Source organism: Sphingobacterium micropteri, from assembly GCF_014692515.1.
GTDB classification, from domain to species: Bacteria; Bacteroidota; Bacteroidia; order Sphingobacteriales; family Sphingobacteriaceae; genus Sphingobacterium; species Sphingobacterium micropteri.
In genome coordinates, this window is the sequence record NZ_JACOIK010000001.1 from 365,091 (window position 1) to 389,125 (window position 24,035).

General features: G+C 40.9%; 22 protein-coding genes. 13 read left to right on the forward strand and 9 right to left on the reverse strand.

All coding sequences use genetic code 11. From position 1 onward, the window contains the following. Positions 1 to 60 precede the first annotated feature (60 nt). The 5 genes from H8B06_RS01570 (at position 61) to H8B06_RS01590 (ending at position 6,907) form a co-directional block, all read left to right on the forward strand. Positions 61 to 1,779, forward strand: a complete 1,719-nt coding sequence (locus tag H8B06_RS01570) for an AsmA family protein (RefSeq protein ID WP_223857407.1) — start codon at positions 61 to 63, stop codon at positions 1,777 to 1,779. 45 nt (positions 1,780 to 1,824) lie between these two features. Next, on the forward strand, positions 1,825 to 2,985 hold the full coding sequence (locus H8B06_RS01575) for a BaiN/RdsA family NAD(P)/FAD-dependent oxidoreductase (protein WP_190992517.1): 1,161 nt from the start codon (positions 1,825 to 1,827) through the stop codon (positions 2,983 to 2,985). Between the two features lie 56 nt (positions 2,986 to 3,041). Continuing rightward, complete coding sequence (locus H8B06_RS01580) at positions 3,042 to 3,548, forward strand: pyridoxamine 5'-phosphate oxidase family protein (protein ID WP_190992518.1); 507 nt, start codon at positions 3,042 to 3,044, stop codon at positions 3,546 to 3,548. An 87-nt stretch (positions 3,549 to 3,635) separates the two neighbouring features. Further along, positions 3,636 to 4,751, forward strand: a complete 1,116-nt coding sequence (locus tag H8B06_RS01585) for a glycosyltransferase family 4 protein (RefSeq protein WP_190992519.1) — start codon at positions 3,636 to 3,638, stop codon at positions 4,749 to 4,751. Beyond that, positions 4,748 to 6,907 carry an amylo-alpha-1,6-glucosidase gene (locus H8B06_RS01590; protein WP_190992520.1) on the forward strand — a complete coding sequence of 720 codons (2,160 nt, stop codon included), beginning with the start codon at positions 4,748 to 4,750 and terminating at the stop codon, positions 6,905 to 6,907. Before H8B06_RS01585 ends, H8B06_RS01590 begins: the two co-directional genes overlap by 4 nt. A gap of 13 nt (positions 6,908 to 6,920) precedes the next feature. On the opposite strand, the gene H8B06_RS01595 is transcribed toward H8B06_RS01590, so the two are convergent. From H8B06_RS01595 to H8B06_RS01610, 4 genes are all read right to left on the reverse strand, one after another. Next, entirely contained in the window at positions 6,921 to 8,063 is a 1,143-nt protein-coding gene (locus H8B06_RS01595; protein ID WP_190992521.1) for a glutathionylspermidine synthase family protein, read from the reverse strand. After that, positions 8,063 to 8,434, reverse strand: a complete 372-nt coding sequence (locus tag H8B06_RS01600; protein ID WP_190992522.1) for a hypothetical protein — start codon at positions 8,432 to 8,434, stop codon at positions 8,063 to 8,065. The genes H8B06_RS01595 and H8B06_RS01600 overlap by 1 nt, the downstream gene beginning before the upstream one ends. Then, positions 8,434 to 8,727, reverse strand: a complete 294-nt coding sequence (locus H8B06_RS01605) for a hypothetical protein (protein ID WP_190992523.1) — start codon at positions 8,725 to 8,727, stop codon at positions 8,434 to 8,436. The genes H8B06_RS01600 and H8B06_RS01605 overlap by 1 nt, the downstream gene beginning before the upstream one ends. 153 nt (positions 8,728 to 8,880) lie before the next feature. Continuing rightward, complete coding sequence (locus tag H8B06_RS01610) at positions 8,881 to 10,248, reverse strand: PQQ-dependent sugar dehydrogenase (RefSeq protein WP_223857408.1); 1,368 nt, start codon at positions 10,246 to 10,248, stop codon at positions 8,881 to 8,883. 198 nt (positions 10,249 to 10,446) lie between these two features. Here H8B06_RS01610 and H8B06_RS01615 point away from each other — a divergent pair, with 198 nt between their 5' ends. Further along, on the forward strand, positions 10,447 to 11,355 hold the full coding sequence (locus H8B06_RS01615; protein ID WP_190992524.1) for an NAD(P)/FAD-dependent oxidoreductase: 909 nt from the start codon (positions 10,447 to 10,449) through the stop codon (positions 11,353 to 11,355). Between the two features lie 85 nt (positions 11,356 to 11,440). Here H8B06_RS01615 and H8B06_RS01620 read toward each other — a convergent pair whose 3' ends face one another. Continuing rightward, a complete protein-coding gene (locus tag H8B06_RS01620) occupies positions 11,441 to 11,902 on the reverse strand; it encodes an Lrp/AsnC family transcriptional regulator (protein ID WP_130140840.1) in 462 nt (153 codons plus the stop codon). 203 nt (positions 11,903 to 12,105) lie between these two features. On the opposite strand from H8B06_RS01620, the gene H8B06_RS01625 reads away from it, so the two are divergent. Together H8B06_RS01625 and H8B06_RS01630 are read left to right on the forward strand one after the other, a co-directional pair. Beyond that, positions 12,106 to 13,119 (forward strand): NAD-dependent epimerase/dehydratase family protein, encoded by a 1,014-nt coding sequence (locus H8B06_RS01625; RefSeq protein WP_190992525.1) that lies wholly within the window; start codon positions 12,106 to 12,108, stop codon positions 13,117 to 13,119. Positions 13,120 to 13,169: 50 nt separating this feature from the next. Next, positions 13,170 to 14,159: a cobalamin-independent methionine synthase II family protein gene (locus H8B06_RS01630; protein ID WP_190992526.1), complete on the forward strand. Its 990-nt coding sequence runs from the start codon at positions 13,170 to 13,172 to the stop codon at positions 14,157 to 14,159. Between the two features lie 38 nt (positions 14,160 to 14,197). On the opposite strand, the gene H8B06_RS01635 is transcribed toward H8B06_RS01630, so the two are convergent. After that, the gene (locus H8B06_RS01635; protein WP_190992527.1) at positions 14,198 to 14,812 is read right to left on the reverse strand and encodes an alpha/beta hydrolase; all 615 of its coding nucleotides are present in this window, start codon (positions 14,810 to 14,812) and stop codon (positions 14,198 to 14,200) included. Between the two features lie 30 nt (positions 14,813 to 14,842). After that, the gene (locus H8B06_RS01640) at positions 14,843 to 15,775 is read right to left on the reverse strand and encodes a ring-cleaving dioxygenase (protein ID WP_190992528.1); all 933 of its coding nucleotides are present in this window, start codon (positions 15,773 to 15,775) and stop codon (positions 14,843 to 14,845) included. A gap of 215 nt (positions 15,776 to 15,990) precedes the next feature. Between H8B06_RS01640 and H8B06_RS01645 the strand changes: the two genes are divergently transcribed. From H8B06_RS01645 to H8B06_RS20775, 3 genes are all read left to right on the forward strand, one after another. Beyond that, positions 15,991 to 16,455: a PPC domain-containing DNA-binding protein gene (locus H8B06_RS01645; RefSeq protein WP_223857409.1), complete on the forward strand. Its 465-nt coding sequence runs from the start codon at positions 15,991 to 15,993 to the stop codon at positions 16,453 to 16,455. An 81-nt stretch (positions 16,456 to 16,536) separates the two neighbouring features. Continuing rightward, positions 16,537 to 17,136: a class I SAM-dependent methyltransferase gene (locus H8B06_RS01650; protein WP_190992529.1), complete on the forward strand. Its 600-nt coding sequence runs from the start codon at positions 16,537 to 16,539 to the stop codon at positions 17,134 to 17,136. Positions 17,137 to 17,196: 60 nt separating this feature from the next. Further along, positions 17,197 to 17,379 carry an SMP-30/gluconolactonase/LRE family protein gene (locus tag H8B06_RS20775; protein ID WP_190992717.1) on the forward strand — a complete coding sequence of 61 codons (183 nt, stop codon included), beginning with the start codon at positions 17,197 to 17,199 and terminating at the stop codon, positions 17,377 to 17,379. Position 17,380: 1 nt separating this feature from the next. On the opposite strand, the gene H8B06_RS01660 is transcribed toward H8B06_RS20775, so the two are convergent. Then, positions 17,381 to 18,610: a DEAD/DEAH box helicase gene (locus H8B06_RS01660; RefSeq protein ID WP_223857410.1), complete on the reverse strand. Its 1,230-nt coding sequence runs from the start codon at positions 18,608 to 18,610 to the stop codon at positions 17,381 to 17,383. Between the two features lie 137 nt (positions 18,611 to 18,747). Between H8B06_RS01660 and pepF the strand changes: the two genes are divergently transcribed. Beyond that, entirely contained in the window at positions 18,748 to 20,622 is a 1,875-nt protein-coding gene (gene pepF / locus H8B06_RS01665) for an oligoendopeptidase F (protein ID WP_190992531.1), read from the forward strand. 32 nt (positions 20,623 to 20,654) lie between these two features. On the opposite strand, the gene H8B06_RS01670 is transcribed toward pepF, so the two are convergent. Next, entirely contained in the window at positions 20,655 to 21,698 is a 1,044-nt protein-coding gene (locus H8B06_RS01670) for a Gfo/Idh/MocA family oxidoreductase (protein ID WP_190992532.1), read from the reverse strand. Between the two features lie 205 nt (positions 21,699 to 21,903). On the opposite strand from H8B06_RS01670, the gene H8B06_RS01675 reads away from it, so the two are divergent. After that, entirely contained in the window at positions 21,904 to 24,030 is a 2,127-nt protein-coding gene (locus H8B06_RS01675; protein WP_190992533.1) for a catalase, read from the forward strand. Positions 24,031 to 24,035 lie beyond the last annotated feature (5 nt).

Below are 24,035 nucleotides of genomic sequence, written 5' to 3' on the forward strand. Positions count from 1 at the left end.
CCTCGTAATTAGGAGCCAAAAGAAAAAAGAAACACGTAACCCAAAATGAGGAAAGACGGGATGATGAAAAATATACGTTCGATACCCCGCAAATGGAAATGGATAGGAGGCATCCTGTTATTAGTCTTGCTCATCGTATCGACATTAAGCGCCTATTACGTGCGTAACTGGAAGCCTAAAATCAAAGCGAAATTGGAAGAAGTGGTTCAGCAAAAGAGCAACGGTCTTTACACGTTGAAGTATGACGATATGGAACTGCATATCCTTACAGGAACTGTCCGTGTCAAAAATGCTGAACTGATTTCTGATTCCGCAGTTTACCGTGAGCAGGTTGCTGGGAAGACTGCGCCTGATACCCGCTTTAATATCAAATTAAAATCTTTAGAAGTGACAGGCGTAAGTATTTGGTCAGCGTTGGTACGTAAAAAATTATCTATCAAACGTATTTTACTAGACGGAGCTGATTTGCATGTGCTGAATGAATTTCATGCTTATAACGATACGGTCAAAAATGATAATGCAACCTCGCTGTATGATCGAATTAAAGATAGATTCAAGTCCGTGCAAATAGGGGAGATTAGTCTAGATCATTTCGATATCAAATATTCAAAAATGGAAAGCGGTAATACAAATGAAATAAAAGTGGATAGTACACATTTCCGATTTTACGATATTCTGATAGATGAAAACGCAGCGCATGATTCTACACGTCTCTATTATTTTAAAGCGCTACAAGTAGATGTTCCGAAGTTTCAATACGAGATTCCAAACAGCCCCTATAAGGTAGGTTTTGATCGACTGAAGGTAGATAGCCGGGCGGATTTGTTGTTGTTAACGGATGTTGCCCTTTCGCCTAAAATACGCAAAATAGATTACTTCCGTAACGATAAGGAAAATAAGGCGTTGATTTATCTGAACTTTGACACATTAAGGTTGGAGAAGATGCGTCTTCGAGAGCTGTTTGATCGGCAGCGGATTTCTTCAGGATATGCCTATATAGATGGAGGTAAAACTTCTTTTCATAAAGATAAACGTTTTCAGAAGGATAATGTAAATAAGCTCGGTGAGGCTCCGCACCAAAAAATAATGGCGGTTAAACAACTCTTCTGTTTTGATACCGTTTTTGTCAAGGACGTAGATATTTCCTATCAGGAGATGAGTGGGAAATACCTTCGCCAAGGCGTTATTACTTTTGAGCAGGCACAGGGCAATCTCACCAATGTGACCAATGACACCATTCAACTTAAAAGTGATAAATTCATGCGAGCTGATTTGCAGGCAAACCTAATGGGGTCTGGGAAACTACACGCGCTCTTTGGTTTCGATATGTTGAGTAAAAACGGTGGCCACTCCTATAGCGGGACACTGGGATCTATGCAAATATCGGCATTCAACCGGATCCTTACACCGTTGTTGAACCTCGAGTTTGCTTCCGGAAATATACACCGTATACGCTTTGACATGCAGGGCAATGACTACCGGAATTGGGGTAAGCTCAATTTTGATTACGATCAACTTAAAGTGAATCTTTTATACCCTCCCGATGAGGAAACAAATAAAAGAGGAAAGCGCGGTATTCTCACGTTTTTAATCAACCAGCTTTTGGTCAATGACAGTAATCCGGATGCAAATGAAGTGTACCACATTGGGGAAGTAGACTATAAGCGGAATCCTGAATATTCTCATTTTAAAACCCTTTGGAAGAGTCTGCAAGAGGGTTTGCAACAGACCATCGGCTTGAGCGAAAGCAGCAAACGGAAACTGCAGGAAAGGGAGTAGTGGCTGCCGGCTGGAGGATTATCGCGAATTGCTTATTTTTGTGGCATGTCAAAACCACCTATCGTTATCGTTGGAGCGGGGCCTGCTGGATTAATAGCTGCGCAACAGCTGGCGGTAAGGGGTTTCAATGTGCACATCTACGAACAGAATAAAGCTGCTGCACGTAAATTTTTAGTGGCTGGCCACGGTGGGTTTAACCTGACGCATAATGAAGACATCGATACGTTTATCGAAAATTATGATAAGATCGAGATACAACGTATCGTGAAACATTTCAATAACAAAGCGACCATTGATTGGCTCGGTAAACTGGGAGTTCCGACATTTATTGGTAGCTCGGGTAAAATTTTTCCAGCCAAAGGTATAAAGCCTATACAGGTATTACAAACGATACTCACTGCATTAGCAGATGCCGGTGTAAAAATTCACTACGGCTATCGCATGGTTGATTTTAACGAAAGGGTCGCCACCTTTATTTATCAGGGAGAATGCATAAAAACTCCTTATTATAAACTGATTTTGGGTCTAGGCGGTGGATCTTGGTCTAAAACAGGATCAGATGCGAAATGGGTAGATCTTTTTAAAACGAAAGGCATTCAAATTAATGTAATTCAACCGGCTAACTCGGGACTGAATACAAAAGATGATGTTTCCACGCTTGCCGGCCAGGTATTGAAAAATATTCAGCTAAAATTTGAAACATACAAGAAATTCGGCGAAATAGTATTCACGTCATACGGTATCGAGGGTACGCCTGTCTATTATCTAAATCGCTTTCTTCGTAAGTCGTCGTTTCCAACCCGGTTGTTTTTAGATTTAAAACCTATTTATACGGTAGCTTTTATCGAAAAAGTGCTGGAAAATAAAGGGAATGTAACGTCTATTCTCCGAGATAAATTAAAGTTCTCGCAGGCAACAATACAGCTATTGCGATTTTTGGATAAGGAAACGTATACCAATTCCAGCAAATTAGCATCTGCAATCAAGAATTTCCCGATTGAGGTTGTTTCCTTTAGGCCTATTGATGAAGTCATTTCTACTGCTGGAGGCGTTTCTTTTACGGAGTTATCGACTTCTTTAGAACTGCTAAAGTATCCCCATGTTTTTTGTGTTGGTGAAATGCTTGATTGGGAGGCACCTACGGGAGGTTATTTATTGCAAGCCTGCTTTAGTACCGGTGTATGGGTCTCGGATAATATAAAGTAAAAAAAGCCTTAACAAAAGAGACTCTTCATTGTTATATCCTATATAAACAATATAATATGAGTACAGAAAATCTTTATAATCAAGAAGCGATAGAGAAGTTAAAGAAAATTGTTGATCAGATCGATATTGGTATGTTAGGAACATACCCAAAAGACAGCGATTATATTCATGCTATTCCGATGAGCCGGCAGGAAGTCGACGAGGAGGGGAATATATGGTTTCTGTTTTCTTCAGAAAGTGAGACACATCAACATTTACAGGAGACAACCAACGTTAGTTTGTTGTATTCGGATGTTCGCAATTACAGTTTTTTGAGTATCAATGGTACGGCCGAAATTAGCCAAGATAAAGCTCGGATAGAAAAATATTGGAATAAGATGGTCGAAGGTTGGTTCGACCGTGGAAAAGAGGATCCTCGTATACGTGTGCTAAAAGTTGTTCCGGATGAGGCGCACTATTGGGACACAAAATCAAGTAAATTGATAACCTTTTTTAAGGTGGCGGCACGAGCTATTACCGGAAAAAATATCGAAACGGGCGAACAAGGCGATTTGAATCTATAGCATTTTAATTGCTTCGCAAAACGTAAATAGTTCATTGAACTATTTACGTTTTGCTAGGTTATCTATAAAGAAAGGATAACCATCGTGATGGAGAAATATAGGAACGACAAGGCAAAAAAAAGATTTCTACGAATTGCGCAAATTGCACCGTTGTATGAATCGCTGCCTCCAAAGTTATACGGCGGAACGGAGAGGATTGTACATTATTTAACAGAAGAATTAGTTAGACAGGGACACGATGTAACTTTATTTGCTTCTGGAGATTCTATTACAGAAGCTAAACTGATTGCCTGTGTTGATGAAGGCTTACGGCTAAAACAAAATTGTATTGATCCGTTATCCTATCATATTATTCAAATGCAAAAGTTGAGTACGTGGGTAAATGAATTTGATATTTTACATTTTCATACCGACTATCTTCATTTTCCATTTAGCAATATGTTAGAAATACCTTCTGTAACAACACTCCATGGGCGATTGGATATTCCGGAACTACAGGATGTTTATAATGTCTTTCCTTACCAAAACTTAATATCCATTTCCCAGAACCAACGTTTGCCGATTCCTCAAGGAAACTTCATTAAAACGGTTTATCACGGACTTCCTGAAAATCTTCATCATCAAGGGGATGGAGAGGGTGGATATTTAGCCTTTCTAGGCCGAATTTCTCCGGAAAAAGGCGTTGAAAGAGCAATCGAAATAGCATTAGCTACGAATACAAAGCTAAAAATTGCTGCAAAAATCGATAAGGCTGACTTTGCCTATTATGAGAAGGACATAAAACTTTTGCTGGATCACCCTTTAATAGAATATATTGGAGAGATAAACGAACAACAGAAGACAACGTTTTTAGGTAAAGCCAAAGCTTTGTTGTTTCCTATTGCTTGGCCCGAACCTTTTGGATTAGTTATGATCGAAGCGATGGCATGTGGTACACCGGTGATTGCATTTCACAATGGGTCTGTACCAGAAATCATGGAAAATAATGTTACAGGTTTTGTGGTAAATTCTGTGGCAGAGGCTATCGATGCCGTAAGTCGGTTGAAATATTTATCAAGAGGAGGAATACGTCGTGTTTTTGAAAGACGTTTCACGGCTGCCCACATGGCTGAAAACTATGTTAATGTGTATCATACCTTAATTGACGACACGTTCAAAAACGTCCCCCGAAGTAGTATACCGATATTAAATAAACCAGCATGAAAGAAGAAATTGCACAAGAAGAGGAATATCACATTTCATCTGATGCCGTCAATTCAGATGAGGTCAATATGGTTTTAAACTATTCGAATACGTTTGCAGTTTTTGACCGATCGGGAAACATTCATCCTCATGGAAAAATGGTTCAGGGAATATACCATCAAGGTACTCGTTTTATTAATACGTTAATATTGCATGTTAATGGAGAAAAACCACTTTTATTGAGTGGTTCCATTAAAGAGGGAAACGCTATCTATTCAGCAGACCTTACAAACCCGATATTAAAAAAATGTAACATACAGGAAAATTCAGTCCATATTGAAAGACATCAATTTGTAAGGGAAGGTGCTTTTTATGAGGAAATTAAGGTGCTGCAATATGAACCCAAAAGCTGTTCGTTTGATCTGAGTCTAGATTTTGACGGTGATTTTAGAGATATTTTTGAAATTCGTGGAATGGAGAGAAAGGTAGAGACAAATAATGTATATCCTGTTTATCACCATGAATATTTTGAAACTACCTACTTGGGATTAGATGGTGTCGAACGTTCTTTTGAAGTCTATTTCCAATCTGATGTAGAATATACATTGGAGAGAAACCGGGCTGTCTTTTTTATTAATTTAACGCCAAAAAAAGTAATAACAATTCAGTATTGTATTCATTTTTTGACGGGGAAAGAAAAAAAAGAAACTATTTCTTATGCCGAGGCCAGTGAACTAAACAAGTTTGAATTAAATCAAAGTAAAACCCTGTTTGCTGATATTAAAACATCTAATGCTCAATTTAATCACTGGCTATATCGATCGGAGAAGGATTTTATATCGCTCCTGTCCCAGACTGATCATGGAAAATATCCGTATGCAGGTGTTCCTTGGTATAATACGCCCTTTGGCAGGGATGGAATCATTGCGGCGATGGAAACCTTATGGATCAATCCGGAAATTACGAAAGGCGTATTATTATTTTTAGCAGCAAACCAAGCTAATGATCTAATTCCGGAAAAGGATGCGGAACCCGGAAAAATACTCCACGAAGCTCGCAATGGAGAGATGGCAAATACGGGTGAAATTCCTTTTAAACAATATTACGGGACAATCGATGCCACGCCACTATTCATCATGTTGGCGGGAATGTATTACGATCGTACAGCTGATTTGAACTTGATTAAACAAATCTGGTTAAATATTATTGCCGCGATCGATTGGATCGATAACTACGGGGATATCGATGGTGATGGTTTTGTAGAATATATACATAAGTCTAAAAATGGACTGACGAATCAAGGCTGGAAAGATTCCTTTGATTCCATCATGCATGAAAACAATCAACTTGCTGAACCACCCATTGCGCTATGTGAAGTCCAAAGTTATGTATACGGCGCCAAAAATCATGCTGCGAAATTAGCCTTAGAACTTGGTGAACAACATTTGTCATCAAAATTGTTCAATGAAGCTGCGGTGTTAAAAAAGAATTTCAATACACGTTTTTGGGATGAGGAACTATCCACTTTCGTTTTGGCGCTCGATGGCCAAAAAAGACCTTGCAGAGTGAAATCTTCTAATGCTGGACACTGTTTATTTACAGGCATTGCTGACAAAGACAAGGCCATTATACTTGCAGACACGCTACTCCATTCGGATATGTTTAGTGGGTGGGGAGTCAGAACCCTGTCATCATTAGCAGGAAGATATAATCCGATGTCCTATCATAACGGCTCGATTTGGCCCCACGACAATGCGTTAATAGCTTACGGACTATCGAAGTATGGCTTGCAAAAACATGTTTTAAGAATTATGGAATCCATATTTGATGCCTCGTTATATATAGAGTTGCAAAGAGTGCCGGAACTATATTGCGGTTTTGATAAAAGACAAGGTATAGGGCCTACAGCTTATCCCGTTGCCTGCTCACCACAAGCTTGGGCGGTGGGAACTGTATTTATGCTGCTACAGTCGTGTCTGCGGGTCGATATAAATGCCATAAATAAGACGATAGCTTTTGATCGAATTATACTTCCAGATTATCTTCATGAAATTCATCTCCATGATTTAAGATTGGGAAATGGAAAATGTAGCCTAATCATTAATCGTTCGAAATATGGTAACGTAGGTTTTCATATTCTCCATAAACCAGATGATTGGGAAATTGTGATAAACTAATTATATGGGTTGTCTAATGTCTAATTATATGCGGTATAAAGCGGCTTTTGTCCGTGGTAATTGGCATATCAGATTCTCTAAAGGAGATGCCACAAGCCTCCTGTCCTATAATCCAGCTGCCGATAATCGAAAAACCAGTATCTTCACGGTGTAAGTTAGCCAGCTCCTGGTAGATGTATCCCTCTTCTCCATATTCGCCATCGGTGTGATAGATCATCTGCTTGTCGTAATACATCTCTATATTGGCACCCTCACGAGACAGGATAGGTTTTTTGACAAAATGCTTCAAGTGTGCTGGTTCCTTAAAATAAGCAGCTAGAAGATAAGGATGATTAGGAAATAATTCCCAGAGTATAGGAAGTATCGCTTTGTTGGATAATAGCATCTTCCAAGATGGCTCTATCCATTGTGCCTCGTTGGGGTCGTTTACAATATGCACACCAAACTCTTCCTGTGCCATCCATTCCCAAGGGTATAATTTAAAAATAGAGAGAATGGGTTCGCCTTCCAGATCGACAAAACTATTGCCACTCCACCCGATATCATCGATATAGATAAGTTTAGTGTCAATACCTGCCTGAAGAGCGGTGTCGCGGAGATATTCGACATTTGTCAAGTCTTCCAAGGTTTCTTTGGCACAAGAAAAATGTAGAACATTTCCTTTAAGGTAGGGTTTTAGTTCTGTCCAGCTCCGAATCAATTGCTCGTGGATACTATTGAATTGGTCCGTAAGTTCGGGAAAATAGTGGTTCTTCCAATACCATTGTACGATACCCGTCTCAAAGAGTGAAGTCGGTGTATCGGCATTGAATTCCAGCATCTTTAATGTGCCCCGTTCGGCATTATAGGCAAAATCAAAGCGCCCATATATCGCCGGATCGTCATTCTCCCAGGTCCGCTCCATATGGGGAATCATAAAAGGCGGTATATGAAAATGCTGATACTGCTTGTTCCTGATAATGTATTCAACGGCATCTAGACACATCTGCCATAGCTCGTTGGTCGCTTTATAGATCAGATCAGCATCTCGATTACGGATTTCATAATAATAATCGTCGATCCAGTATGGTATCTCATCGAGTGTATGGTAACCATATCCGATAGATTCCAAACGGGACTGCCATTGCGGATCGATCCGCAGTTTTTTGATTTGCATCAGGAACCGTAGGAAGAACGCGTATTAGAAGTTGCACTACGACCAAAACCGCCGCGCTGAGACTGATAAGCAGCTGCCTTCGCAGCATTGGTGCCAGCCACCGATTGCGGATGCAAACTGTTATTAGCGTAGCCGAAACCTCCTCCTAAGTGTCTAAAAGCCATAAACCAGAGTAGGGCAGAACCCATGCCATTTCCCGAACGTTCTTGTGAATAGCTATCGGTGACTTCTGTATAAGCGGCTGTCGTGTCTGCCCGCATAAATATCCGCTGTTTGCCCTCCGCAGTTTGCGAGTCTTTGGGCTGTGCACAAGAAGCTAATACCGAAGTGATTAAAACTAATTTTATACTTTTTGATGCTGTTTTTCTCATTATTGTACAGTTACATAGATAGGTACCTTACTCAATGTGGCAGATGAATCCGTGGTATTCCAAGTGCCTGGTGCTATAGCGGTCACCATGGTATCGCTCTTCGAGGTAATTTGCTCGCCATTGTACCAGATATGCTGTGTGGTAATATGTAATACAGAATCTCCTTTAGTCACCGTTTTTAAAGTGACTTCCCGGGCTGATTTTTTATCCAGGTGTTCCAATGCTTGCTCGCTTTGCCCATTGTTACAAGACATAAAGCCGATGAAGCAAAGTGCCGATAATAAATATTTCATCTATTTATTTTTTCTTGTCGCTGATAAGAGCCCGAGCAAATAACCAAGCTTGCGAACTCATCGAAGATAATCATCAAGTTGCACCCATGATTATTTACGCCTCAGTCCCATGTACTGATTTTTTTACAAAATTAACGAAAATACATTACATTCTTATTTGTTTTCCGGTATTACGGCCCAAATAACATTGGCGGCGTCATCCGTAACAAGCATATAATGCGAAGTAAATACAACAGCGACAGGGCGTCCATAGACCTCCGACTTTTTTTCGTCAGCAACAAAGCCAGTTAGGAAATCCTGCGGCTCACCTATAGGTTTTCCATGCTCGAACGGTACGAAAACTACTTTATACCCGACGAGATGCGACCGGTTCCAAGACCCATGTTGGCCTATATATGCTCCTGCTTGGAAAGCAGACGTTCTACTAAATGCTAAACCTAGCGAAGCCGTATGCGAACCAAGTGCATAGTTAGGTGTAAGCGATTTTGCGGTTAATGAATCTGGAGCCACACCTAGGCTTTCAGGATGTTCTGTACGCCATCGCGGGTCGACATGCTTCCCCCAGTAGGTATAGGGCCATCCATACCAACCGCCCGATTTTACGGCGGTAATATAATCGGGAACAATCTCATCACCAAGTTCATCCCGTTCATTGACAGCAGTCCACAATTGACGCGTAGTCGGTTCCCAGTCCATACCTACAGGGTTTCGGAGACCTGCTGCATATATTTTCTTATCCGAACCATCAGGATTGATTTCTAAAATCAACGCTCTGCCGACCTCCTTGTCCATCCCATTCTCTCCAACATTGCTACCCGAACCGACGGATATATATATTTTTGATTGATCGTCATTTGTACTTAAGTTACGGGTCCAGTGATTATTGTAGCCTCCGGCCGGTAGGGAAAGAATCTTTTCGGGCTTGTTTGTAATCTGCCCACGAGAAGGATCATAGGGAAAGCGTGTTAACGCATCGGTGTTTGCTACATAAAAATAATTGCCAATGATCAGCATGCCATAAGGCTGCGACAGACCACTTAAAACAATATCTTTTTTTTCGGCTATGCCGTCGTTATCGTCGTCTCGAAAGCGCAGTATTTCATTGGGACTTTTATCGCGGAAAAGATTGCGTGAGTTTTCCTTCTCGGGATCTTCTTTTTCTTTCTCTGTGCGTGACTGCGCAACAAAAATATCCCCATTCTCCGCCACGTAGATGTTTCGTGGACTATTAAGGTCACCGGCAAAAGCAACAACCTTATATCCTGACGGTGCAATTGGCATACGGTTATCTTTCCAGCCAATTACTTTTGCAAACTTGTTCTGCGAGGGCGTATCAAAGGGTGCTTTTAAGTCGATTTCAGCACCATATTCTGCCGTAATAGAACTTGTATCACTATTTTTAGTTAATGTGTCTTTGTTGTCTGAGGAGCCGTTGCCGGATCCGCTGCAGGAGATGATCAACATAATAATGGGCAAAAGTGCTATTATCTGTCTTACTTGCCGTATGTTCTTCTGTTTCATATGATTGTTATATTTTGCTATATCAATAGTTTTATAACAATCTTTTTGAAGGATAGTTCCTTCTTCATAACAGTTTCTCTTCTGGCTGTCATAAAAAGCATAAAAGTGATTCTCCATTTTCAGAGCCCCAAAAAGTGTATTAACTTTAAATTGTTCATCTGGTAAATTGACTTAGTGGCAGATTAATGGATATACACTATGGGAAAACAAACAAACTTTGAAGTCATCATTATCGGTGGTAGTTACGCCGGTCTCTCTGCGGCGATGTCTTTGGGTCGTTCTTTACGCTCGGTATTGGTTATTGACAGCGGATTGCCTTGCAACCGGCAGACGCCACATTCACAAAACTTCTTGACACACGACGGACAGACACCTGGCCAGATTATCGCAGAAGCTAGGGGTGGACTTATGAAATATGGTACCATAAAGTTTCACAATGGTCTTGCAGTCCGTGCGGAGAAAACAGGCCAAGGTTTTACCGTGACTACCCGCACTGGGGAGACATTCAACGGACAAAAGCTCATATTTGCCACCGGTATAAAAGATATTATGCCTGCTATTCCCGGTTTTTCAGCGTGTTGGGGCATATCCGTCATTCACTGTCCATACTGTCATGGTTACGAATATCGTAACGAAAAAACAGCTATTCTCGCCAACGGCGCAAAAGCCTACCACTTAGCATCTTTGATTAACAACCTGACGGACGACCTTACACTTCTTACAAACGGCAGGGTTGAGTTTGATTTTCCAGCTGCCGAAAAGTTGAAGGCAAACGGTATAGGTATTACCGAGAAAGAGGTTGTGGAGATCACCCATGAAGATGGTTATGTTAAAGAGGTTGTTTTTGCTGATGGCAGCCGCGAGGCTTTTACAGCGGTATACGCTGCTTTGCCTTTTGAGCAACATTCAGATATTCCTGCAGCTTTGGGCTGCGCGTTCACCGAACACGGTTATATTCAAGTCGATACGATGCAGAAAACCACGGTTGAAGGTATTTTTGCTTGCGGCGACAACGCCGTTATGATGCGCTCGGTGGCAAATGCTGTCGCTTCCGGAAATGTTACGGGTGCTATCGTCAATAAAGAGCTTGTGGACGAGCGTTTCTGACCTGCTATAAAAACTATGTTTCCTTACGAAAACGACGTACGTTGTAACAATCGATCTCGGATCGTCGTATCTGGAGTATAGTGGCTCAAAAACTAATATTGTGTGAATTCTTGATTTCTGCCATCACAAAAGTGCTATGTGTGCTTCCAATACTTTCGACGGTACCTAACTTGTTAAAAACAAACTCTTGATAATGTTTCATATCTTTAGCAAAGACTTTCAAGATAAAATCGTAGTCGCCGGAAATATTGTAGCATTCTACCACCTCATCGATCTTCATAATGTCCGCTACAAAACGATGGCCAATCTTGCGATCATGCTGTTTCAATTTGATATTACAAAAAACAATAAAACCTTGGCTGAATTTTTCGGGATTGAGTAAAGCAATGTACTTTTTAATATATCCTTCATTCTCCAATCTTCTTACCCGTTGTAATACCGGTGTTGGCGACAAATTTACCTGTTTAGCCAATTCCTTAATCGTATGATTAGAATCATTTCCCAATATTTTCAATAGTAATAAATCCGTCTTATCAAGTTCTTCCATAGCATAAAACTCTTTTGTGGGGACAAATTTAGATAACAAAAAGTTAATTATGCTAAAATATCTTGTTGAAAAAGTGATATCCTCTGATTATTTAAAAATTTATGGTTATTAATGCGTACGAATTAACTTTGCGTAGCGTAAAACTGATGAAAAAAAATATCTAATTTTACGGAACTGTTCAGCATAAATACAGTGATTATTTTATGAAATTTTTAGTTACCGGAGGTACCGGATTTATTGGAGCACGTGTGGTGGTTAACCTATGGGAGCGTAAAATACCGGTAGTCGTTGCCGATTTGAATTTGAATATCGCGTGGACAAAGCAGATCGCGCTTTTAAAATATCGGGAGGATCCGCTTAAACTTGCCGAACTTCAGGAGCAAATAGATCAAACTTCATTTATACACCTCGATGTTTCAAACAGAGAACAGGTTAATGAGGTGTTTCTTAAATTCCCCGATATTACACATGTTATTCATTTGGCTTACCTAATGAGTGCGGAAGTAGAAGCCGATCAGTATCGCGGAGCTGCCGTCAATATCCAAGGTATGATTAATATGTTTGATATGACGGTCGATCATAAACTGACACGCCTTGTGTTTGCTAGTAGTGAAACCATTTATGGGGCGAAGCACAGCGCATATGGTGACGAAGATTATGCCGTGAGGGAGGAAGACTTCTGTTCCCTTGATGATCATTTTTATACCTACGGCGTAATGAAGATGCTCAATGAGTTCACAGCGCAAAAGTATATCAAAACCAAGGGGGTCAGCATTGCCGCTATGCGCCCACCGGTGGTATATGGGGATGGACGGATGCGTGGATCGGTTCTCTGGGCCTGTGAGTTTGCCACAAATCCGGCACTTGGTCAGCCGGTTAAATTACCGTTCTCGAAAGACGCCCGCGACTGCTGGATTTATGTTGATGATGTGGCGGAGCAGTTTGTCCGACTTTCTTTAAAATCAAAACTCAACCATTTCGCCTACAATAATGGCGGGCATTCCGTAACGGCGGAGGAACTGATGCTGACGGTTCAACGTATTGTTCCGGATGCACAGTACGAATTTGACGAAAATGTGTCGCGTACGGCGTTAATAGATCGTTGTGACAGCTCCCGGTTGGAACAAGAAATTGAGTTTATTCCCCGATCACTGGAGGATGGTGTGCGAACACAAATTGAGGAAGCGCGTTGCAGACAGCTGCAGATCAGTTATTAAAAAAGTTCTATATTTATTGCCAATTAAGTGCGATATTAAAAGTAAGATATATGTCAGGATTTCGTAATACAGTTGTAGGTAGTTATCCCCGTCCAGAAAAATTAGCGGATACGATGAAACGGCCGGTGATGAATCGGGATGAAGTGGATGATTACATTAAGTGGGCGGCAAAAGATCAGGCTAGTTTGGGCTTGGATACGATCACCGACGGTGAAGGATATCGGGAGAATATGTATTATTTCTATCAAAAACGTATTGATGGTATTACTTTCGAGGATATGCCTAAGGTTTCTTTTGGTACGGCTGGTTTTGGAATTGAGTGTCCCAGAGTGATTGGAGAGCTTAAGAATCCACGCTTTGATATTGCCCGCAACTGGAAAATCGCCCGTGATGCTGCTCCCAACGGCGTAGAGGTTAAATTGACCGTAACCGGGCCGCATGTGTTGTATCGTTTCAGTGTGAATGAACGTAAAGATCTTTATCCTGATGCACAGGCATTATGCCGTGCGTGGGCAAATGTTTTGAGAGATGAAATTGTGGAAGCTATCGCTTTGGGATGTGAGCATGTACAGTTTGATGAACCCATGTGGACAGAATCTCCCGAAGAAAGTCTTTGGGCAGCCGAGATCTTGGCCGAGCTGATCGAATCACTGCCTAAAAAAGTACGGGTGGGTCTACATGTATGTGGGGGTAATCCGAGAAGAAAGCGAGTTTATTTTACGAAGTATACAGATCTGGTAGAGGCTTTTAAAGCCGTTCCGGTAGATGAGCTTTTGCTAGAACATTGTACGTTGAGCTATAATATGTTGGAATTGTTTGATGAATGGGATTTTAAAGGAGATTTAGCCATAGGTGTGATAGATCAACGCAGTGACGCGCTAGAATCTATTGAGGAAATACGAGAGCGTTTAAAGCCTGCGTTGGATTATTTTCCTGCGGATCGTTTGATTTTAACGAGCGAATGCGGGTTTGGACATGTGCCCATTGACGTCACCCATGCCAAATTAAAGCGCTTAGTAGAGGCTTCTAAAGTGTTATAAAATTTGGCGGATGGTTTTTTTTATGGGGAGCGTTTGGGTTAGAAGATTTTATTAGCCCATTCGATCTCTTCTTGATTAATCGCGTGTCCAAAATTCTCGTAAACTTTTAGCGTGACATCTGCATTCATTTCATTCAGTATTTTTTCGGTAGCATATACCCGCTCTATAGGTACATGAAAATCTGGGTTGCTCGTTCCTATAAAAATGGGTGTTTGCTGAAAGTCGCCTTGGTAGTTCCGTCTATTGATTTTCTCGCCGATGATGCCGCCGATGATCGCAACCGCACCGCCATACTGCTGGGCGTTTCTAGCGATATACTCTAAGGTTAAACAGGCACCTTGTGAGAACCCAAAGAAGTAGATGTTTTTCGGCGTTATGCCAGCATCGGTAGCTGTTTTCACGCTCTGGTCAACAATGTCTATCGCCGATGTTAGCCACGGTTCATTTTGTTCGATAGGCGCGATAAAGGAGTGCGGATACCACGTGTGATTTGTAGCTTGGGGCGCTAAGATGGCATAGCTGCCCACATTCAAGTGTGTCGCAAGCCCCAAAATATCTTCTGCATTGCCGCCCCGCCCATGAACCATAATTAAGGCCTTTTCTGCGTTGTTTAAAGCTTTACCAGCAGTGTTTAGTGCGAAATGATGTGTCATTATTCAAATATTTACGTTGTTTTATACCTTTTATGATAGTGCCGGTAACACCTGTTCAATTTCTGAACGCATCCCTTCAAACTGTTTGGGGAGTTTAAGCGCCGTCCCCAATTCTACTAAAGGTTCGTCGACGGTAAAACCCGGATTGTCTGTTGCAATCTCGAAAAGTACGCCTCCTGGTTCCCTAAAATATAAAGAGTAGAAATAATCCCTGTCAATTTTAGGCGTGATATGAAGACCTGCAGATACCACCTTTTCTCTAAACGCCATTAGTACATTATCATCTTTAACACGAAAAGCAATGTGATGGTTTGTTCCGGCCGCTTGGTGACCACGCGTGGCCGATGGAGTTTCGATAAGGTCAATAAAATTGGCCGTGTCTATCGCGTCGGTGATAAAGCGATAACGATTGTCTTCTTGTTTTTGAAGTTCATAGCCCAATATGTCTGTGAGTACCTTCGCGGTCGCGTCCTTATTTTGTAAGGTGAGCGTCGTATTATGAAATCCTTTCAAAGCGAAATCTTCCGTGATCTCATCAGTTGTCCATACTATCCGGCTGTCCGTTGCTGCTGGTTCGATAAACTGTAGCTGCAAGCCATCTGGATCTTCGAAGGAAATCAGTTTTTCACCGAAGATTTCGCCTTCTGCATAAGGGATATGGTAGTGCTTCAATCTTTCTTTCCAAAAATCCAAGGCGCCTTGAGGTACGGAATATCCGATATGTGTCGCCATTCCTGCTCCGTTTCTACCTCTTCCGATTCCTTCCCAAGGAAAGAACGTTAATATGGTACCGGCTTCACCGCTTTTATTTCCGAAATAAAAGTGGTAAGTGCCCGGATCGTCAAAGTTAACGGTCTTTTTTACGAGACGAACACCTAAAACCTTGGTATAGAAATCCAAATTCCTTTTTGCTTCATTGGCAATTGCCGTGATATGATGCAAACCTAATATTCTATTTTCCATGACATATCTGTTTTATTGATGATTAACGCTACGGAAAGCATGTTTTACAGGTTGCTCCAATAGCATTTACTTTTATAACCTTTACCGTTTATGGATAGTACAAAGATAATGTACCACTTTTTTGGCTACATTGATCTAGGTTAAGAAAACCTATTCATAAAACTAAAACATAACTTTTATTGTTTTTGAATAAAACAGTAAACAAAGGAAAGAGAATGATGGACACACAAAATTTAAAAGGAAAAAACTGGGCGGCCAGAAAAATAAACCAAACTTATATCCTAAGTATCGACGATAAGAGTAGTATTGTGGACACATTAACCGATTTTGTGGCATCGCAGAAAATTGTTGCCGGGGAAATTACGGGAATCGGGGCTACCAATGAAGCTACTTTACGTTTTTTTGACCCGGATACAAAAGAGTATGTGGATAAAACCTTTACAGAACAAATGGAGATCAGTAACCTTTCGGGTAATATTGCTGAGGTTGACGGGAAGCTCATGCTACATTTGCACGTGACATTGGGCAAAAGCGATTATTCAGCCTTAGCAGGACATCTTTCTGACGCAAAAATACGTGGCGCAGGTGAATTTTTCATTAACGCCATTCATACGAAAGTGATAAAAATAAAAAATGAAGATATAGGGTTGAATTTTTATGATTTCGAAGGCGGCCTTTAACTTTTTCTATACACTTCCTGTATTGCATCATGGTTGCAATAAATGAAATCTTTCCTATCTTTGATGAAAGTTACGAACACAATGACAGAATTTTGGGAAGAAGCATTTCGGGATAAACAGGAGATGTGGGGCTTTAAGCCTGCCCAATCCGCTATACTTACAAAAGATTTTTTTGTAGAAAAAGGCATAGCGAATATACTTATTCCCGGTATGGGTTACGGACGAAACGCACAGCTTTTCATAGAAAGTGAAATGGACGTAACAGGAATTGAAATTTCAAAAACGGCAATTGCATTAGCGCGAAAACATTACGGTACGGATATGGTTATTCATCACGGTTCCGTAACAGATATGCCCTTTGATAATAACCAATATACCGGTATTTTTTGCTATGCGTTAATTCACTTATTAGATAGTGACGAAAGAGCAAAGCTGATAAGCGACTGCTATAACCAATTAACCGAAAACGGCTATATGGTTTTTACAGCTATCACAAAGCAGGCCCAAACTTACGGACAGGGAAAACAAATAGGCAAAGACCGTTTTGAAATGTACGGCGGCGTGAAGATGTTCTTTTATGATAACCAAGCTGTACAGGAAGAGTTCGGTAAATACGGATTGATCGAAGTTACAGCGGTAAACGAAAACTATCCTTTCTATTTGATAAAATGTCGGAAATAAATGCTGTCGTACATCCAATATCTCGCTCTTTCCTAAAATGGTCCAAACTTTGCGTACGAAATACAAGGGCAGCTTCATGTACCTAACCCGACTTCGTGTACCTTTGGAGGAAGAGATATGAATACTCTTTTTATAACAACCGCGTCGATGGGGGAGGAAAGAGGAGCAGGGTTATATGCTATCGAGCTGGAAGATGAAGGTTTCGTTGAAAATAAAGTAAATTGGCCCGTGGCAATAATTTAAACTATCTTTTCTTATTCTTCATTGTCATTTTAGCCTTTACGCCACTACCATAGTTGTATGTTTTGCTATTGCTTTCTTTCTTTTTATGAAAAGCTCCATCTTGCGATTCTTCCCCTTCATTCTTTTCTTTAGGGTTATCGGATGGGCGATAAATAATAAGATCATCCGGAAGAGGCACGATAGGGATTTTCTTTCCTAAAGATTGTTCTATTTTTTTGAGTTCAGGAAGTTCAATGTCTGTAGCAAATGTGATAGCTAAGGTTTCATCATTTGAAGTTTTTAAAACATGTTGTACAAAAACATCGCTATTTTCTGGTATTTCAAAATGAAATATAAATGGAATCCCACTTAGATCTAAATTACTATTGCCTTCATTTGCAATAACGAGTATTCGACATGCTGAGGTTTGCTTAAAATCATGGATATCATCAAAACCTAAATCATCATGAAAAAATGGTTGTAATACAGCAGCTTCTCCTTTCGGAACATGTAGTCTTTCCATTAGATTGTGTGCTGTAAGTCGACTGTTTACAAATACCACAACTTTGTCAAACACATCATCGTCACGCATCAACGCATTTAGCAAATTGATTTTGGTTGTAAAATTAGGCACTTGATACAACAGGAGCTCGTGTGTGTTAGCTGTTTCTTCGGCGAGCTCTTCCACTTCAATAATTGTCGCAAAAGGCATAAAATCGTCAATCATCAAATGTAATTTTTCATGTTCAACGGTGCTGAATGCTAAATACTGTACTTTTCCACAACTTTGTGCCAGCTCTCTTACCGTTGTTTGCATTCCCTGTTTCACTATTTCTTCCGCATCATCAATGATGAATGTCTGAATACGATTTAAATTAAGCCCTAGTTTCAGATACACGGCACGAGCACGGTTTGGTGTAGCAACCACAATATCTACTCCGCGCACAAGATCTTCAATCTCCTTCTCCATACTTCCACTCGTTTTGAGCCCCATGATATGGAGATCCTTATTCTGGCTAATAGTCAGAAAACGATCAATTATTTCAGCAATTCTATCTTCGTTAGGGGCTAAAATTAAGACTTTAGGCGCTTCATCTTGTGTGTATTTTAAACGCATCAATACACCAAGCACATAGGTGGTGGTTTTTCCGGCACCTTCCGGCGCAATGCCAACGATACTATGCCCACCGACTATTCGGGAAAGTGATTTCAATTGGATTTCTTTTGCTGTAAAATAACCCAAATCGTTCATAGATGTATGAAGACGTTTACTAAGCTTTAATTTATCTAAAGACACGGCTGAATAATTAAATGAATACGAAAGGACAAAGTTAACTAAAATATAATTGGTGTTTTTTGTAAATTGTGCCACTATCTATATTATTAATTATGCGAAAAAAAACACAAATAATCGCCGCCGTGATGCTATTTTCTACGACGGTTGCTGTTAGTCAGATGAAAGTTCGGGAAGAATTGCCTGAAAAATATAAGTGGAACCTTGCTGATCTCTATGCTACAGACGCGGTTTGGAAAGAAGAAAAGGAGCGGATACAACAACAAATGCAGGAAGTAATTTCGTATAAGGGCAAGCTTACGCAGTCTGCAACTTTTCTTTTGGAAGCATTGGAGTTGAATAGTAAGTTGGTCAAGGACATGGCCAGATTATTCTCTTATGCGGCGATGAAATCTGATCAAGATACCAGAGTAACAAAATACGCGGGTATGAAGCAAGAACTGCAACAGCTTTTTTCAGAATATGGTGCATTAACTTCGTTCATCGAACCAGAATTATTAACATTGGGGGAAGAGCAACTCAACACTTTTTTGACGAAAGAGAAAGAACTGGCAACATACAAATTCTACCTAATGGATTTACTTCGGAAGCGGGCTCACAGAGGTTCCGAAGAAGTCGAGAAAGTAATGGCCTACTCCGCATTAATGTCTGAAAATGCCGCAAATATCTTCAATACTTTTTTTAATGCGGAGTTTCCCTACCCAGAAATTGAATTAAACGGAGAGCGCTTAAAGCTCAATACAGCAAATTTTGCATTGTACAGAGCGAGCGAAGATAGGGAAGTTAGGCGTAAGGTATTTGCCTCTTATTTTGGTAAATTGAACGAATTTCAACGCACTTTTGGAGCTCAGCTATATGGAAATATCAATGCGGCGTTGTTTACGACAAAAGCTAGGAATTACGGGAGTACATTAGAAAGGGCATTGGATAGCGACAATATCCCCACAACGGTTTTTCAGAATCTGGTCAAAAATGTAAATGGAAACCTTGAAACCTTTCACCGCTATCTGAACCTTCGGAAACGCATGATGGGAGTAGATACACTGCATTATTATGATCTTTATGCACCTTTGGTTGAAGAAGTTGATTTAGCCTATACGGTGGAAGAGGCTGTTGAAAATATTCTGCAATCTTTGCAACCTTTAGGCACTGATTACGTAGAGGTGTCAAAAAAAGCATTCCAGGAAAGATGGATTGACATGTATCCCAACGAGGGAAAAAGATCCGGCGCGTATTCCAATGGTTCTGCGTACGACGTACATCCGTATATACTCATGAACTACAATGGGCAATATAATGATATGTCCACATTGACCCATGAATTGGGGCATACGATGCACAGCTACCTAACCAATAATAAGCAACATTTCGCCAACGCAAACTATTCGATTTTTGTTGCCGAAGTGGCATCCACATTAAATGAAGAGTTGCTGAACGATTATATGTTACAACAAATTAAAGACGATAAGATCCGGCTCGCTATTCTCGGAAACTATCTCGAAGGTGCTAAAGGAACATTGTTCCGGCAAACGCAGTTTGCTGAATTCGAGTCGATGATCCATGATAAAGTCGCCGCCGGCGAAGCGCTCACCGGCGAAGATTTCGATAACATGTATCTCGACCTAACCAAGCGTTACTACGGTCATGATAAAAATATTTGTATAGTGGATGACTACGTCAAATCCGAGTGGTCTTACATTCCACATTTTTATTATAATTTCTACGTTTACCAATACGCAACATCGTTCACCGCCTCTACTGCTCTCTCGGAAAAGGTACTAAAAGGTACAGATGAAGACCGAAAAAAATACCTCGATTTTTTAGCCTCTGGAAGTACCAAATACCCTGTGGATTTGCTTGTTGATGCTGGCGTAGATATGAATACTTCAGAACCATTTGATCTGACTATTGCGAAGATTAACGCTGTCATGGCAGAGATGGAGACCATTCTGACAAGAATTGGGAAATAATGGATTTCCAAGCCATAGCCTACTTTCGTAAGCTATGGCTCTATAATGCTAAAATCTGGTGCCTGTAAAGATTCAATTTGCCATTTTATGTGATCAATCGTTATAGGATACGCTGCGTGATCGCGTAAGCTCTCATGTACTGCGTTAAATAAGCGATTATAATCTCCTTTTCGTGCGGCAAGTAATGACGTCTGTTTTTCACCATTACCATCCACAACCGTTAGCTTCCCTTCGCTTCCTTCTGGTTCAATCCCATATCCTGGTGCAGTTGGGAGCATACCATCAATTAACTGCTGTTCTTGGACATCGGCCATTTTTTTAATAAAAGATCCTTTTGATCCATGAACGACGAAGGCTGACTGTGGATCGGCTACCAAGAGATTTCCAGTCAAAAATACCTGTAGGTTATGGGGATAGATTAAATGAAAATTAAAGTAATCAGGTACTTGTGATTCTGGTCTGTTAATAGCCGTTGTTTTGATTATTTTACTAGGCTTTCCAAACAGGGAGAAAGCTTGATCCAGCAGGTGTGGACCTAAATCATACGCGACGCCGCTTGAAACATATTGGCTGTTTTCTTTGAATTTTTTAGGTCCCAAGGCCATATTGTAGCGGTCAAAACGCATGTGTACTTCGATGAGTTTTCCGAGTTGACCACTTTCGATAATCTCTTTCATTTGCATAAAGTGGCTATCGTAACGTCTATTTTGGTAGAAAAAAATCTTCTTGCCTGTCTTTTCGCTTATCGCAGATAATTTATCCAGTTGATCGAGATTGTCTACAGCAGGTTTTTCCAACAGCACATGTTTTCCCGCTTCTAGCGACTCTTTTGCGAACTCGAAATGCGTATAATTGGGTGTATTAACAATAACAAGTTCTATACTATCATCGGCCAACAGATCAGTAACACTGTCGTAACTTTTAACGTCGGGATAGATGTCCTTTGCCGTTTTCGTTGTTCTTTCAACGACTGCCGTGAAATTAAAATGATCGTTAGTATAGATAAAAGGGGCGTGGAAAACACGTCCTGACATTCCAAAACTTAGTATGCCTGTATTAATTTTTGGTTTTTCCATTGTGTTTGGTAGCTGTTCCATCCTGTAAAAATACAAAAAATATGATAGCTCTATCTCGCGAGCCCAGCATTCTAAAAAGCGAGCGTGTAGATGTCGCGATCGTTGCCAATTCAACTATTTAAATTTTCGAAAACTTTTGCATGTACCGGACGTTCTTCTGTATAAGCAACCAAGTGGAGTAGAGAACTATTAAAGTAAAATTATCATGGCAAATGGACATAAAAATAAAGTCGGCGACCTAGGGAAGAACACGGTAGCAAGTGAGGGTAAACCGATGACCACCGATCAAGGCGTAAAAATTAATGACGATGCAAACTCCTTAAAAGCTGGTGAGCGAGGTGCGTCTTTACTAGAAGATTTTATACTTCGTGAGAAAATAACGCATTTTGATCACGAACGTATTCCGGAGCGGATTGTACATGCCCGCGGTTCCGGAGCACACGGTTATTTTGAATTATATGAAGATATGCGTAAATATACGCGTGCTCGAATATTCACAGATACCGAAAATCGCACGCCGGTATTTGTCCGGTTTTCTACCGTGGCTGGAAGCAAAGGTTCAGGGGATCTAGCACGCGATATCCGGGGCTTTGCTGTTAAGTTTTACACACAGGAAGGCGTGTTTGACCTTGTCGGAAATAATACACCGGTATTCTTTATTCAGGACGCCATGAAGTTTCCAGATATTATACACTCGGTGAAACCGGAGCCTGATTGGGAGATTCCGCAAGCAGCGTCCGCACACGACACGTTTTATGATTTTATTTCGCTAGCAACCGAATCGCTGCATAACCATATGTGGGCAATGAGCGACAGAGGAATTCCAAGAAGTTATCGGATGATGGAAGGTTTTGGTATCCACACGTTTCGGCTGGTGAATGAACAGGGAGAATCGCATTTTGTTAAATTTCACTGGAAGCCGAAGCTGGGTGTGCACTCTGTTACATGGGATGAAGCTGTAAAGATAAATGGAGCAGATCCTGATTTCCATCGTCGTGATCTATGGGAGGCTATAGAAGCTGGACATTTTCCGGAATGGGAACTTGGGTTGCAGATTATTCCGGCAGAAGACGAGCACAAATATGAATTTGATCTTTTGGATGCAACGAAATTTGTACCAGAAGAGCTCGTTCCGGTAAAAATTATTGGGAAGATGACCTTGGATCGTAACCCAGATAATTTTTTCGCAGAAACCGAACAGGTCGCTTTTCACCCGGGACATATCGTGCCAGGCATCGATTTTACCAATGATCCACTACTGCAAGGTCGTCTTTTCTCTTATACAGACACGCAGTTATCCCGTTTAGGAGGCCCTAACTTTCGGGAAATCCCCATTAACCGAACTGTCAACGAAGTACATAACAACCATCGTGATGCGCAGATGCGTATGACGATCAACCAAGGTAAAGCAGCTTATTTTCCGAATACCATAGGCGGCGGCTGTCCACATTTAGCGAAGATGGCAGAGGGAGGATTTACCTCCTTTGAGGAACGGATAGATGGCAAAAAGATACGAGACCGAAGCGCAAGTTTCAATGATCATTTCTCGCAACCGGCCTTGTTTTTTAGAAGTCTAACAGAATGGGAGCAGACCCATTTAATTAATGCTTATGTTTTTGAACTGGGTAAGTGTAATCGAGATGCCATTAAAGAACGTATGTTGTGGCTTTTGTCACAGATAGACGATCGATTGGCCACGGCTGTTGCCAGTAAGCTCGGAATGCAAATACCGATGGATATCGAAAGGCCGATAAATCAAAACATAGGAGCAGATGCAGATCCACATAAGCATGAGCCTTCTGCCGTTAAACATTATCTGGAAAAATCGGAGGCACTCAGCCAGGAACCGCTGCCAACGACAATTATAGAAGGAAGAAAAATCGCCGTTCTGGTGGCAGACGGGTTTGATATGGCTGCATTGCAAAAAATGAAGGCCTATCTCGAAGAATTAAAACATGCAAATTTTCAGCTTATAGCACCTCATGGAGGCACAATACGTTGTACGGAAAACATGGAGCATCGGGTAGATGCGTCATTAATGACAACGGAAAGTGTACTTTTTGATGCATTATACATTCCCGGAGGAATCCAAAGTATACAAGCGCTTAAGAGCGAAGGAAAGGTATTCAAATTTATACACGAAATGTTAAAACATTGTAAGGTCATTGCTTTTGACGGAGAAGCAGAAGAGCTTTATAAGCTTTCGGCAGCAAAAGACTTTGTTCACGACGAGGCAATCTTGTTAAACGGATCGCCGGAACACTTTGCGGGCGCACTGGCTAAGCATCGTAACTGGCAGCGAGAGCCGCATACGCTACATATTGCCGTATAGCCGAA

Excerpts from the sequence above, each read along its gene's own strand:
- H8B06_RS01675 (WP_190992533.1), top strand. The coding sequence starts at position 21,904 with ATGGCAAATGGACATAAAAATAAAGTCGGCGACCTAGGGAAGAACACG.
- H8B06_RS01600 (WP_190992522.1), bottom strand. The coding sequence starts at position 8,434 with ATGAGAAAAACAGCATCAAAAAGTATAAAATTAGTTTTAATCACTTCG.
- H8B06_RS01660 (WP_223857410.1), bottom strand. The coding sequence starts at position 18,610 with ATGAACGATTTGGGTTATTTTACAGCAAAAGAAATCCAATTGAAATCA.
- H8B06_RS01630 (WP_190992526.1), top strand. The coding sequence starts at position 13,170 with ATGTCAGGATTTCGTAATACAGTTGTAGGTAGTTATCCCCGTCCAGAA.
- H8B06_RS01670 (WP_190992532.1), bottom strand. The coding sequence starts at position 21,698 with ATGGAAAAACCAAAAATTAATACAGGCATACTAAGTTTTGGAATGTCA.
- H8B06_RS01590 (WP_190992520.1), top strand. The coding sequence starts at position 4,748 with ATGAAAGAAGAAATTGCACAAGAAGAGGAATATCACATTTCATCTGAT.
- H8B06_RS01570 (WP_223857407.1), top strand. The coding sequence starts at position 61 with ATGATGAAAAATATACGTTCGATACCCCGCAAATGGAAATGGATAGGA.
- H8B06_RS01580 (WP_190992518.1), top strand. The coding sequence starts at position 3,042 with ATGAGTACAGAAAATCTTTATAATCAAGAAGCGATAGAGAAGTTAAAG.
- H8B06_RS01645 (WP_223857409.1), top strand. The coding sequence starts at position 15,991 with ATGATGGACACACAAAATTTAAAAGGAAAAAACTGGGCGGCCAGAAAA.
- H8B06_RS01625 (WP_190992525.1), top strand. The coding sequence starts at position 12,106 with ATGAAATTTTTAGTTACCGGAGGTACCGGATTTATTGGAGCACGTGTG.
- H8B06_RS01610 (WP_223857408.1), bottom strand. The coding sequence starts at position 10,248 with ATGAAACAGAAGAACATACGGCAAGTAAGACAGATAATAGCACTTTTG.
- H8B06_RS01620 (WP_130140840.1), bottom strand. The coding sequence starts at position 11,902 with ATGGAAGAACTTGATAAGACGGATTTATTACTATTGAAAATATTGGGA.
- H8B06_RS01615 (WP_190992524.1), top strand. The coding sequence starts at position 10,447 with ATGGGAAAACAAACAAACTTTGAAGTCATCATTATCGGTGGTAGTTAC.
- H8B06_RS01575 (WP_190992517.1), top strand. The coding sequence starts at position 1,825 with ATGTCAAAACCACCTATCGTTATCGTTGGAGCGGGGCCTGCTGGATTA.
- H8B06_RS01605 (WP_190992523.1), bottom strand. The coding sequence starts at position 8,727 with ATGAAATATTTATTATCGGCACTTTGCTTCATCGGCTTTATGTCTTGT.
- pepF (WP_190992531.1), top strand. The coding sequence starts at position 18,748 with ATGCGAAAAAAAACACAAATAATCGCCGCCGTGATGCTATTTTCTACG.
- H8B06_RS01635 (WP_190992527.1), bottom strand. The coding sequence starts at position 14,812 with ATGACACATCATTTCGCACTAAACACTGCTGGTAAAGCTTTAAACAAC.
- H8B06_RS01585 (WP_190992519.1), top strand. The coding sequence starts at position 3,636 with ATGGAGAAATATAGGAACGACAAGGCAAAAAAAAGATTTCTACGAATT.
- H8B06_RS01640 (WP_190992528.1), bottom strand. The coding sequence starts at position 15,775 with ATGGAAAATAGAATATTAGGTTTGCATCATATCACGGCAATTGCCAAT.
- H8B06_RS01595 (WP_190992521.1), bottom strand. The coding sequence starts at position 8,063 with ATGCAAATCAAAAAACTGCGGATCGATCCGCAATGGCAGTCCCGTTTG.
- H8B06_RS01650 (WP_190992529.1), top strand. The coding sequence starts at position 16,537 with ATGACAGAATTTTGGGAAGAAGCATTTCGGGATAAACAGGAGATGTGG.